Annotated in this window: 8 protein-coding genes; 5 read left to right on the top strand and 3 right to left on the bottom strand. The window is 65.5% G+C overall.

Going from position 1 to position 12,937, the window contains the following annotated elements:
• Positions 1–373: 373 nt before the first annotated feature.
• Complete coding sequence (gene rmuC / locus RUU78_RS05850) at positions 374–1,810, top strand: DNA recombination protein RmuC (RefSeq protein ID WP_313914626.1); 1,437 nt, start codon at positions 374–376, stop codon at positions 1,808–1,810.
• A 176-nt stretch (positions 1,811–1,986) separates the two neighbouring features.
• Entirely contained in the window at positions 1,987–3,447 is a 1,461-nt protein-coding gene (locus RUU78_RS05845) for a DUF4139 domain-containing protein (protein WP_313914625.1), read from the top strand.
• 368 nt (positions 3,448–3,815) lie between these two features.
• On the opposite strand, the gene RUU78_RS05840 is transcribed toward RUU78_RS05845, so the two are convergent.
• Together RUU78_RS05840 and argS are read right to left on the bottom strand one after the other, a co-directional pair.
• A complete protein-coding gene (locus tag RUU78_RS05840; protein WP_313914623.1) occupies positions 3,816–4,454 on the bottom strand; it encodes an SPOR domain-containing protein in 639 nt (212 codons plus the stop codon).
• 14 nt (positions 4,455–4,468) lie between these two features.
• A complete protein-coding gene (gene argS, locus RUU78_RS05835; protein WP_313914621.1) occupies positions 4,469–6,154 on the bottom strand; it encodes an arginine--tRNA ligase in 1,686 nt (561 codons plus the stop codon).
• 603 nt (positions 6,155–6,757) lie between these two features.
• On the opposite strand from argS, the gene RUU78_RS05830 reads away from it, so the two are divergent.
• From RUU78_RS05830 to RUU78_RS05820, 3 genes are read left to right on the top strand one after another with little or no spacing between them, the layout of a single operon-like run.
• On the top strand, positions 6,758–9,730 hold the full coding sequence (locus RUU78_RS05830) for a TonB-dependent receptor (protein ID WP_313914619.1): 2,973 nt from the start codon (positions 6,758–6,760) through the stop codon (positions 9,728–9,730).
• Between the two features lie 19 nt (positions 9,731–9,749).
• The gene (locus RUU78_RS05825) at positions 9,750–9,920 is read left to right on the top strand and encodes a hypothetical protein (protein WP_313914617.1); all 171 of its coding nucleotides are present in this window, start codon (positions 9,750–9,752) and stop codon (positions 9,918–9,920) included.
• A gap of 4 nt (positions 9,921–9,924) precedes the next feature.
• Positions 9,925–11,682: a hypothetical protein gene (locus tag RUU78_RS05820; protein ID WP_313914615.1), complete on the top strand. Its 1,758-nt coding sequence runs from the start codon at positions 9,925–9,927 to the stop codon at positions 11,680–11,682.
• A gap of 419 nt (positions 11,683–12,101) precedes the next feature.
• On the opposite strand, the gene RUU78_RS05815 is transcribed toward RUU78_RS05820, so the two are convergent.
• Entirely contained in the window at positions 12,102–12,665 is a 564-nt protein-coding gene (locus RUU78_RS05815; RefSeq protein ID WP_313914613.1) for a hypothetical protein, read from the bottom strand.
• Positions 12,666–12,937 lie beyond the last annotated feature (272 nt).

Raw genomic sequence — 12,937 nt, 5'->3', positions numbered from 1 at the left:
ATCCGGCGGCGCCAGTCGATGCGCTGCGATGGCGCAACGCTGGGCGAACGTCGGTCGATCCGCTCGCTCGCTTATATCCCCCGACCGCGTTTCGCTGCACTGCACGTTGACGCGGCTTAACGTTTTTACTACGTTCAGCCACAGGGAGTGCCGAAGGTCATGCGGGGCTTATGCCGCTTCATGACCCGGTAAGCCGGACGGCGCGGGGTCGCCGTGAGCGGCGATCGTTGTGGACCTGCAGTACCAGGTCTGGGGTAAAGCAAGACGGTGCATGGGGATAGCGGCGGTTCTCGCGAACCGCCGCTGTTTTTTTGCGCGCTGCGCAGCGATGCCAGCCGCTACACTGGGCGCCGTCCCCGTATGCCTGCCGCCCATGTCGCTGCTCGAAATCCTGGTTCTCGTCGCGGTGCTGGCGCTGGTGCTGCTGTTGATCCTGCAGCTGCTGATCCTGCGCCATGGCCGCAGCGATACGCTGGCGCCGCTGCGCCAGACGCTGAGCGACCTGCGCGACGACAACGAACGCCTCGAGCGCACCCTGCGTGATGAACAACGCGCCGGCCGCGGCGAGCAATCGATGCGCCAGGACCAGCTGCGCGACAGCGTGCAGGGCCAGTTCGCGCAACTGGCGCAGTTGCAGCATCAGCGCATCGAGGATTTCGGCCTGCGCCTGGAGCAGACCGGCCAGCGCAACGAGCAGCGCCTGGACGCACTGCGCCTGACCTTGCAGGACGACGCGCGCAAGGCCCGCGAAGAGGGCGCGCAGGCGCTGGGCCGCTTTGGCGACCTGCTGCGCCAGGGCCTGCAGGAACAGGGCGAACATAGCCAGCAGCGCCTGGCCGACGTGCGCAGCACTCTCGAAACGCGCCTCAAGGAGCTGCAGGCCGACAATGCAAAGCAGCTCGAGGCCATGCGTGTCACGGTCGATGAAAAGCTGCACGCGACGCTCGAGACCCGCCTCGGCGAATCGTTCAAGCTGGTATCGGAGCGTCTCGAGCAGGTGCATCGCGGCCTCGGCGAGATGCAGGGCCTGGCGCAGGGCGTCGGCGATCTCAAGCGCGTGCTCAGCAACGTCAAGACCCGTGGCATGCTCGGCGAAGTTCAGCTTGCCGCGCTGCTCGAACAACTGCTGACCGGCGATCAGTACGCGCGCAACGTGGCCACGGTGCCGGGTTCCACGGAACGTGTCGAATACGCGATACGCCTACCCGGCAGCAGCGCCGACACGCCGGTCTGGCTGCCGATCGACGCAAAGTTCCCACGCGAAGACTACGAGCGCCTGCTCGACGCGCAGGAACGCGCCGACGCCGAGGCGGCCACCGTCGCCGGCAACGCGCTGGAGCGCCGCGTGCGCGAGGCCGCGCGCAGCATTCGCGACAAATATATTTCCGTACCGTCGACGACTGAGTTCGCGATCATGTTCCTGCCCACCGAGGGGCTTTTCGCCGAAGTCATACGCCGCCCCGGGCTGTTCGAGGCGCTGCAGCGCGACCTGCGCGTCGTGGTGACCGGACCGACCACGCTGAGCGCGACGCTCAACAGTCTGCAGATGGGCTTTCGCACGCTCGCGATCGAGAAGCGCTCCAGCGAAGTCTGGCTGCTGCTCGGCGCGGTCAAGACCGAGTTCGGCAAGTTCGGCACCGTGCTGGAACGCACGCGCAACCAGCTCGACAGCGTGCGCAACAGCATCGACGCCGCCGGTGTGCGCTCACGCGCGATCGAGCGCAAGCTGCGCAGCGTGGAATCGCTGAGCGGCGAGCAGAGCCAAGGTCTGCTCGGGGACGACGGCCTTGGCGTCGGGGACGACGAATGACACGGCACATGAGCATTGATGTCACGGCACCTGTGCCACAGCCACGGTGCGCCGCCGTTCATGGTGCCGCCTCCACCCGGACCTAACCCCACGCAGTCCAAGCTGCCGTTCGACGCCTCTCTCACCACACCGGAGTCGCCATGCGTACGTTGCTCGCCACAGGAATCGCCGCCGCAATGACTACCGCCGCCCTCGCCGCCGATACCCCCGACTATTCCCTGACGGTCTACAGCTCGGCCCAGCCCGGCCAGGTCAGCACCGAAAGCCTCGCCAACTTCGGCAATGCGCTGCCCGGCTACGCGCTGGTCCGCGATGGACGCAAGATGACCCTGCAGGCCGGAAGCGGCGTGCTTCGCTTCACCGACGTCGCCACGCGCATCGACCCGACCACGGTCGCGTTCGAATCGCTGACCGACCCCGCCGGCACGCGCGTGGTCGAACAGAACTACCAGTTCGACCTCGTCAACCGCGACAAGCTGCTCGAACGCTACGTCGGCGCCACCATCACCGTCGAGCAGCAGCGCGGCGATGCGCTCGAACGCCTCAGCGGCGTACTGCTCTCGGCCGCCGGCGGCACGCTGATCCTGCAACGTGACAGCGGCGAGGTCGTCAGCATCAACAGTTACAGCAACGTGCTGTTCCCGAGCCTTCCGGGCGGCCTGATCACGCGGCCGACCCTGGTCTGGCTCGTCAACGCCAAGCAGGCAGGCACGCACGACACGCGCGTGAGCTACCAGACCCAGGGCATGACCTGGTGGTCGGACTACAACATCACGCTGCGCGAGGACGACGGCGGCTGCGACATGGACCTGTCGGCCTGGGTCACCATCGTCAACCAGTCGGGCGCGAGCTACCCGCAGGCGCAGCTCAAGCTCGTCGCGGGCGAGGTCAATCGGGCGCCGGCACCGCCGCAACCGGCGATGCGCATGCAGATGAAGACCATGGCCGCCGCAGCCCCGGTCATGGATGAGGGATTCCAGGAATCCTCATTGTTCGAATACCACTTGTACACACTGGGCCGGCGCAGCGACCTGCCGGACAACTCGACCAAGCAGCTCGAACTGTTCCCGACCGCGAGCAAGGCCGGCTGCACCAAGCAACTCGTGTTCACCGCCTCACCGCAGCCCTGGGCCTATTGGTCGACGCCGATCCAGGACCAGGGCTACGGCGCGACCAGCGAAGGTACGGTCGGTGCCTTTCTCGAGTTCGACAACAAGGAAGCGAACAAACTCGGCATGCCGCTGCCGGCCGGCCGCGTGCGCGTGAACCAGGCTTCCGTCGACGGCACGCTGGAATTCATCGGCGAGGACGTCATCAAGCACACCCCCCGCAACGAGACCCTGCGCATCAAGCTGGGTACCGCCTTCGACGTGGTCGGCGAGCGCAAGCAGGTCAGCTTCAGCGTCGACACCACCGCCAAGACCATCGACGAGAGCGTCGAAGTCACCGTGCGCAACCGCAAGAAAACCGCCGCCCGCGTCGTCGCCCGCGAATACCTCTACCGCTGGAGCGGCTGGACCGTCACCGCGAAAAACCGCGACTTCGTCAAACGCGACGCCAACACGATCGACTTCCCCCTCGACATCCCCGCAGACGGCGAAGCCAAGATCACTTATACCGTCCGCTACAAGTGGTAAGTGCTGCAGTCGGCAGCGATACCATCCCCACCCAACCCTCCGGCCCATTGGGCGTTCAGAACGATGAGAACCTGCGGTTCTGAGCCATCGTTCCTCACCCCCTTGAAGGGGAGGGCTTTATGCTCTCGACTTGGCTTAGCCTTGAGGCATTTGCTACAGGCCAGAAGCCATCGCGGTCCCCCTGCTGTCGCTTTTTGATTTTGGAGCCCCCTTAAGTTAAGGGGGCGGCCAACGCGCAGCGTTGGCCAGGGTTGTGGAGATCTGGTGCACGGCCCAAGGGCGACGCAGTCCCAGCCAACAACAGTGTAAGGAGTAAGAGACAGCGCGATTGCTCTCTCTCACTGCTCACTCCTTTGCGCTGAATGCGGTTACTCGCCGACGTCCTTCAGGGCGATCGCGTTGACGCCGGCTTCTGACAGGCCGGCCTTGGCCGTCTCGACGTCGCTGGCGCTGCTGTACGGGCCGACGCGCACGCGGTGCCAGGTCTTGCCGTTCACATTGACCGACTGCACGCGCGCGACGAAGCCCGACAGCGCGAGCCTGGCCTTGAGTTCCTCGGCCGCCTTCGGGTCGGGGTAGGACCCGGCCTGCAGCACATAGCGCGCGCCGGTCGCGGCCACCGCGGGTTCCGGCGGCGGCGTGCCTGCGGCGGCCGGGTTCTGTGCTGCGGCCTGCTGGCGTTGCTGCTCGGCGCGCGCCTTGGCACTGAGCTCGGTGTCCGGAATCACGACTTCCATCTCGGGCAGTACCGAATAGAACTCATAGTTCTTCTTCGCGCCCGCCTTTTTCGCCTCGTCGGCGACCGCGGTTTCGCTGGCCTTGGGCGCGGTAGCCTGCGGATTCGGCTGCGGCGAATTCGGCTTGCGCAAGGTCGGCGCCCAACCCTGCAGCAGCATGAGGGTCGCGAAACCCAGGCCCAGCAACACGCCGAGCGCCAGCCATACCCAGGCCGGCCAGGCCGGGGTCGCCGTGCCGTTGCGGGTTGCCTGTTTGCGCTTACCTGCCATCGTCTATTCCTTGCTCACATGCTTTCCGGCGCGCTGACGCCCAGCAGATCCAGTCCGTTGGCGACCACGCTGCGTGCCGCTTCCGCCAGGGCAAAACGCGCATCGCGCAGATCGGCGTCCTCGACCAGGATGTGGCTGTTGTCGTACCAGGTGTGGAACGCCGCAGCCAGCTCGGTCAGGTACGTCGCGACCAGGTGCGGCTCGAGGTTCTTGGCCGCGATCTCGACGATTTCAGGAAAACGCGCGATCGCCGCCATCATGTCCTGGTCGTAGGCCGTATCCAGCCGCTCCAGCGCGGCCAGGCCATTGTCGCGGTTCCAGGTCCAGCCCTGCTCGGCAAATTTTTCCCGCACGCGGCAGATGCGCGCATGGGTGTACTGCACGTAATAGACCGGGTTCTCGCGGTTGCGCGTGCGCGCGAGGTCGATGTCGAAGGTCAGCTGCGAATCGGACTTGCGCGCGGCGAGGAACCAGCGCGTCGCGTCGCGGCCGACCTCGTCGATGAGATCGCGCAGCGTCGTGTAGCCACCGGCGCGCTTGCCGAGCTTCACTTCCTCGCCGTCGCGCATCACCGTGACCATCTGGTGCAGCACGTATTCCGGCCAGCCCTTGGGGATGCCGATGTCCAGCGCCTGCAGCCCAGCTCGCACGCGCATCACGGTCGAATGGTGATCCGCGCCCTGCTCGTTGATGACACGGCCGAAGCCGCGCTGCCACTTGGTGACGTGGTAGGCGATGTCCGGCAGGAAATAGGTATATCCGCCCTGCGCCTTGCGCATGACGCGGTCCTTGTCGTCGCCGAACTCGGTCGTGCGCAACCACAGCGCGCCATCCTGCTCATAGGTATGGCCCGCGGCGATGAGCTGCTGCACCGTCTCATCGACCTTGCCGTCGGTATACAGCGAGGACTCGAGGTAATAGACGTCGAACTCCACGCCGAAGGCGCGCAGGTCGAGATCCTGTTCGCGGCGCAGCGCGGCCACGGCGAAGCGGCGCAGCGCGTCGAGATCGTCAGGGTCCTTCGCGCCGGTCACGTCCTGGCCGTCCGCGTGAACGGTGTCTCCGGCCATGTAGGCCTGCGCCACATCGGTGATGTAGTCGCCGCGATAGCCGTCGGCGGGCCAGTCCGCGTCGTCAGGGCCGATTCCGCGTGCGCGCGCCTGCGTGGACAGCGCCAGGTTGGCGATCTGCTGGCCGGCGTCGTTGTAGTAGAACTCGCGCGTCACGTCCCAGCCGGTCGCCTGCAGCAGCCGCGCGAGGCAGTCCCCGACCGCCGCGCCACGGCCATGGCCGACATGCAGCGGACCGGTCGGGTTGGCGGAGACGAATTCGATCTGGACCTTCCGGCCTTCACCACTGCCGTTACGGCCGTAAGCCGTGCCCAGCGCGAGGATGTTGCGCACTTCGGCGCGGTAGGCAGCCGGGCTCAGGAAGAAATTGATGAATCCAGGACCGGCAATATCCACTTTTGCGACCTGGGACGAAGCGGGCAGGGCCGCGACGAGCGCCTGCGCCAGATCACGCGGTTTCATACCGGCGGCCTTGGACATGAGCAGCGCGGCATTCGCGGCGAAATCGCCGTGGTCCTTGCTGCGTGTGCGTTCGATGACGAAGGCGGTGGGGATGTCGGCAGGCACGCTGCCATTGCGTTGCAGCGCTGCCAGCGCCTGCAGCAGCTGGTCGCGGAGGAAGTCTTTCACGGGGGAGCCGGAGCGGGAAAAGGAGCCGATTGTAGTCGGCCCGCGTCCGTGGCCCAAGCCGGATGCGGGCTTGCCGCCTGCTGCGTTGCAACAAATCGTTAACCGGCGGCGAGTTGGCTGTGGAATCTCGCGTCTGCGACAAGAGCAGGCAGCAAGCGCTTGAGCAGATTCCGGAACCTGCCGCTGTTGACCGGCTTGTGGATAAGTTTGTGAGCAAGCCCAGCGGCCGCGTCCGTTACCGCACTTTAGTCACGCAAAAACCATCTTCGTAGTTTTTGAAAAATTCAATTGGAACAGCAATTTGCAAAACATCCTCGACCGTGTTCACGGTTTTGCCGGTCTCTACGGTCAAGTCTGTTCAGCGCTGTGCATAACCTTGCGCCGGGGGCTTGACGTCAGCTGCAGGCGGCGTCCCGACTGACTTCCTACTGAAGTCTGCCGGTCATGCAAGCGCAATCCGCGTTGCCTAGGCTGCGTCGCGTGTCACTGCCCCTTCGGACCGCGCCGCGTCACGGGGCCTGAACCCGGCAGTCACTGGCGCAGCCCGCCTCGCGACACCGCCGGCGAGGGCCGCATGGCCGGCGCCCTCGCCTGGAATACCCGATGTCGTCCTCACGCTTGCCTTTACGCCGCACCTTGTTGTCCGTCTTCCTGGCCGCCGGACTCGCTCACCCGGCCTTCGCGGCACCGCCGGCCACTACTTCGGCCGCGCAGGCGCAGGGCCTGCTGCGTGGCCAGGTCGTCAACGCCCAGACCCGGCAGCCGGTCTCCGGAGCGCGAGTCACTGCGCAAGGCATGTCCGACGCCGTGCAAAGCGTGTCGCTGGATCTGCTCAGCGATGCCGACGGCCGCTTCCAGGCCACCTTGCCGGCGGGCGAGTTCGGGTTGACCGTACAGGCCGACGGTTTCGACCTGCTGATCCAGGACGGCCTGGCCGTGCGCAGCGGCGCCACGGTCGAAACCACACTCGCGCTCGGCGCGCCGGCCGCCGGTGCGGTTCAGGCCGGCGCCGATGGAACCGTCTCGCCCGACATAGGCGTCAGCGCCGCTGCCGGCATCGCGCCGGCGCCCGGCGGCACGCAGACGCTCGGTGGCGTCAACGTGCGCGGCAGCTACCAGCGCGGCGGCGAAGCGCTGTATCTCGATGAAAAGCGGGCCTCGCCCGTAGTGGCCGAAACGCTTGGTGCCGAACAGATCGCGCGCACCGGGGACTCGGATGCGGCGACCACGCTCAAGCGCGTCACCGGCCTGACCCTGGTCGATGGCCGCTTTGTCTACGTGCGCGGGCTCGGCGAACGCTATTCCAGTGTCGCGCTCAACGGTGCGCCGATCCCGAGCCCCGATCCGACCCGTCGCGTCGTGCCGCTGGATCTGTTCCCGACCGACCTGCTCGACGGCGTGGTTGTGCAGAAGGGCTATACGCCTGACATGCCCGGCGAGTTCGGCGGCGGCGCGGTGCTGCTGCGCACGCGTGACATTCCGTCCAAGTTCTTCGTCCGCGTCAGCGGCACGCTGGGCTACCAGGACGGCACGACTTTCGGCGACGGCTATTCCTACGAGGGCGGCGGTCACGACTGGACCGGCCACGACGACGGCACGCGCGAACTGCCCGCTTCGCTGGCCGCGGCGACGGCCGGCGGCCAGGTGCTGCGGCCACAGACACCGCTGAATCCGAACGGCGCGACCGCGGCGGAACTGGAACGCTACGGCGAAGACGTGGCCGCGAGCGGCTATGGCGTGAACCGCGAGACGCTGGGACCGGACGTGGGCTTGTCGGCCGCGATCGGCAATCGCTGGAACATCGGCGAGACGTCGAAGTTCGGCTTCACCGCGGCGGTGCGCTATAACCAGGGCTGGGACCGCAACGAGGAAGTGCGGCGCACCTTCCAGGCCTCGTCGGCCGGACTGGAGCCTGCCGACGAGCTGGCGATCGACGACACGCGCCGCAACATCGATTTTTCCGCGTTTCTGAATCTCGGCTACGAGATCAATCCGCAGCACCGCTTCAACGCGACCAGCGTGCTGCTGCGCCAGAGCGAAGACCGGGTCAAGCTCTCCGAAGGTATCCAGGACGAGCAGGAAGCGCGCTTCACCGAACTGCGCTGGACCGAGAACCAGCTGTTCGCCCAGCAGCTCGGCGGCAACCATGTCTTTCCCGCCGCGCACGACCTTTCGCTGGACTGGCAGTACACCTGGGCGCGCGCGACGCGCGACGAACCGGATACGCGCAAATACCGCTACGACCGCGACCGCGACGGCTTACTGTCGTTCTCGCCGCGTTCCGACTCCAACCAGATCACCTGGGCAGAACTCGACGACTATCAGCGCGACCTCAACATCAAGGGCAAGCTGCCGTTCGATTTCTCCGCGGCCACGCTCGACGTCTCCTTCGGCGGCGAACGCCTGGAGCGCGAGCGCGACGCGAGCCTGCGCAGCTTCTCGTTCAGCGCCTCGGGTCCGCTCGCGCGCGATCCGGCCATCCTCGCGCTGCCGGTCGATCAGGTGCTGAGCCCGCAGAACATCGGCGAGGACGGCTTCGTCCTGACCGAGTCCACCTTGCCGACCGACAACTATGTCGCGCGCCAGGACCTGACCGCGTTCTTCCTCGGCATCGATGCGAACATTGCACAAAAGTACCGCATTGCACTCGGCGCCCGGCGCGAGAAGAACGACCAGGCGGTAACGACGTTCTCGCTATCCAATCCGGACGCGCCGCCCGTGGTCGCCGGAGAGAACGCGAACTCCACGCTGCCGGCCGCCGCCTTCACCTGGGCCTACAGCGAGGACGCGCAGCTGCGCGCGAGCTATTCGAAAACCCTGTCGCGACCCGACTTCCGCGAGCTGTCTCCGGCGCCGTACCTCGACCCGCTGCTCGACGTGCAGGTCATCGGCAATCCGGACCTGATCACGGCCGACATCAGCAACTACGACCTGCGCTGGGAATACTATTTCTCGCCGGTGGAAAGCTTCTCGATCGGCGCGTTCCTCAAGGAGTTCGAGAATCCGATCGAGAAGACGCGGCTGCCTGGCTCGGGCGTGCTGTTGAGCCTCGACAACGCGCAGTCGGCACGCAACTACGGCATCGAACTCGACATCAGCAAGGGCCTGGAATTCGTCGCCGACTGGCCGGGCTTCCGTCATGTCCACGGCGACTGGGCCAACTGGAGCGTCGGCTTCAACTACGCGCGCATCAAATCCTCTATCCAGCTCGATCCGCTGGACGCGAGCTTCCAGACCAACCTCAACCGGCCGATGCAGGGCCAGTCCCCCTACGTCGCGAACGTACAAATCGGCCATCAGGCCGGCGACGGCAGCCGCGAAGCGACTCTGCTCTACAACGTCTCCGGCCGGCGCATCGCCGCGGTCGGTGTAGCCGGCCAGCCGGACATCTACGAGGAAGCCTTCCGCCAGCTCGATTTCCAGTACCGCCGCAATCTCGGCGACGACTGGTCGCTGAAGCTGCGCCTGCGCAACCTGCTCGATCCGGCCGTGCGCTATACGCAGGGTCCGGAAACCACGCGCGAGTACCGCAAGGGACGCGCGCTGATGCTGAGCCTGGAGTGGAAGCCGCGCTGAGCCGCCGCAGGACGTCACGATGAAAAAAGCGGCGTTTGCCGCTTTTTTCATTTCCGCCGAGCGGGAAACCGCCGAGGCCGCCTGCCTTCAAAGCGTCATCAGACCGCACAGAGATCGTCACGGCGGCGGGCTACTTTCCCACGGCTACCGCGCCGTTCGGCGCATTCGTTCCGTGCAGACAGAGGGTTGAAACAATGCGATTCACTATTCCTAAGCTGAGCGCGCTTGCGGGCGCCCTGGCCGCCGCGCTACTCGCCGCGCCGGCCGCCAACGCCGCGATCCGTTTTTCCGAGGCAACCGACGGCCTGTATTCCGACGCCACACATGGCGGCCGTGGCTGGGTGGTCGATTTCATTCCGCGCAAGGACGGCGGCGGCATCCTGTATCTCTACGGGGCCGCCTATGACGAGACCGGCAAACAGGCCTGGATCACGAGCAATTTCGAGGTCAAGGAATTCGAGTTCAAGAAGACTGGCGTGCCGATGGCCATGCCGACCGGCGGCCGCTTCGGCGACACCTGGCCGACGCCCGTCGTACCGGTCGCCAATGGCACGCTCGATGTGGAACTGCTGAGCTGCGGCGAACTGAAAATCACGGTGAAACCGAACGCCGCCACGGGCCTGCCGACGTCGACCCAGACCCTGACCGCCAGCGCCGACTACGTCGGTACGCTCGGCGTCGCCGCGGTCAACGAGCAGTGCGTGCAGAAGCGCAAGTTCACCACCTGCCCGGCGGGCACGACGCTCGTCGCCGACCGCACCTGCCAGATCACCGGCACCGTCGCGCAGAACCTGACCCTGACCAACGAGACGACCTGGGTGCTCAAGGGCCTGGTCAAGGTTGGCACCGACAACGGCACCAAGGTCAAGCTCAACATCGAGCCGGGCACGCTGATCACCGGTTCGGGCCAGTCCGCCGACTATCTCTATGTCGAGCCGGGCTCGCAGATCTTCGCCCAGGGCGCGCCGTATGCACCGATCATCTTCACCAGCCCGGCCGACGGTGTCGGCACCACGGCACCCAAGCCCGGCGACTGGGGCGGCATCGTCGTCTCCGGCAATGCGCCGAACAACAAGTGTCTCGCCGCGCCGTTCGACTGCCGCAGCGAATTCGATCCGACCCTGCGCTACGGCGGCGACAAGCCGCGCGAAAGCTCGGGCGTGATCCAGTACGTGCAGTCGCGCTACGCCGGCTATGTCTTCCAGACGGGCCGTGAAGTGAACTCCTTCACGTTCCAGTCGGTCGGCGACGGCACCGTGGTCGATCACGTGCAGGCTTACCGCGGCAAGGACGACGGCATCGAATTCTTTGGCGGCACCGTCAACGTCAAGCACGCGATCATCACCGAAGCCGGCGATGACGGCCTGGACTGGGACGAAGGCTACAACGGCAACATCCAGTACGTGCTGCTGCAGCACGGCACGGGCCTCGGTGAAGACCACGGCATCGAAGCGGCCAATCAGAACGCCAACCAGGACGCGCTGCCGCGCGCGATGCCGACCGTGTCGAACCTGACCTTCATCGGCAACGGCCAGGGTGGCTACGGCATCACCTTCAAGGAAGGCAGCGGCGGACGCATCAAGAATTCGGTGATCACCGGCTTCAAGAAGGGCTGCCTGTTCCTGACCAACGGCCCGACCTTCACCTCGGCGGGCACGCCGGCTGCGCTCACCGGCAACCTGACCATGGATCACAACCTGGTCCAATGCACACTGAACTTCGACCAGGCCGCCGATGCACCGTGGACCGCGCAGGCGTTCTACACCGCGCAGGCCGCCAACGTGACGGGCGACCCGATGCTGCAGGGCTTCCTGCCGAAGGCTGGCTCCCCGCTGCTCGACGGCGGCCTGTCGGCCAGCAGCGTGTGGTTCACGCCCGTCAGCTACATCGGCGCCTTCCGCGACGCCAACGACGACTGGACGCGTGGCTGGGCTTATAACCTGACGCGCTGATCTTCGCAGGAGCAGCAGCGCACACGGACGTGCGGCAGGGATGCGGCCAGACATGGAACCGGCCTGGCGTGCGGGATGCGCACGTCGCGCCGCGGTGCAGGGATGCGCCGATCTTTCAGGACAAAAAGCGCGGACTCCGCGCTTTTTGTTTTTCGGTGTCGCCGCTTCGGCCACCATCCTCGCGACAAACCCGCCGATGTACGTCGCCCCGGCCTTGAACCGAGGCCCAGTGGAATAGTTATTTTGGCGCGAGCCAAAATCACCGGGCCAATGCTGGAAACAGCGAGCGCAACGAACTCGCGAAATACGTCAGATACCGAAACACCTCAGTCCGTATGGCGGACGCAGTGCGCATCGGGGGCAATTCGACGGCGCCGCACGCGATGCGCTCGATACCCCGCACTGCGCCGGCTTTTCTTCTACTGCTCGCGCCGGGCTTGCGCAAAAATCATCACCGCAAACACCGCCTCAATGGCAGAACCGCTCAGGGCTGCGAGCGTTGGGGAAGCACGCATGCTCACCAGCAACCAGGCTGCACCAATGAGTGCAGCGGCGCACGCCCAGTACCAGCGATTGCCAAACAGGGTGGCAAAAATGCAGTACCGCCCTCCGATCATCACAAGCATGGCGGGGAAGAACCAGTCCACGCGATACAGTGATACCGCATAGGTAACGGGCATGCACAGGATCAGCCAGACGGTAGTCTCCATAGCCAACGCGCCCAGCGGATTTCCGGCACCATGCTTGCCGGATCGACCGAGCAATTTGACCAGGAGCAGGCTGACGGGATGAATGCACATGCCGCCGACGAACAAGGCAATTACGGCTTTCTGCGGGGACATCGACCATGCCACACAGCCGGCCAGGAGCCACGCCAGGGCGGAAACAAAAATACCCGGTGCGCCACTCACGTACGCCATGCGCATATCGCGCTGTGCGTCTGCAATGGTGGTCGCAGAAGAAAAGCCCGTCTCAATTGCCATGGAAATACGATCCTGTTGCCTGGCTCCCACTCGGGAACGAGTAGCGAATCCTGTTTCCAAACCCAGCCCTGGTCAATGCACGCCTCCAATGTCTTTGGCATGACAAATATCACCATGCCAATGCATATTCGTTTGGCTGCGACAATGCACCTGACTGAAAGCGTTGCGCCACTTGGGAAGCTCTGAACAAGTCCTGGAACTATCGCTCTTATACTCAGCACCAGATCTCCACAACCCCGCCAAACGCCTGCTGCGCAGGCATTTGGCCGCCC

This window comes from Tahibacter sp., from assembly GCF_032229445.1.
Classification (GTDB): Bacteria; Pseudomonadota; Gammaproteobacteria; order Xanthomonadales; family Rhodanobacteraceae; genus Tahibacter.
Note: the sequence above shows the minus strand (reverse complement) of the source record. Positions and strands in the feature narration are given on the sequence as shown.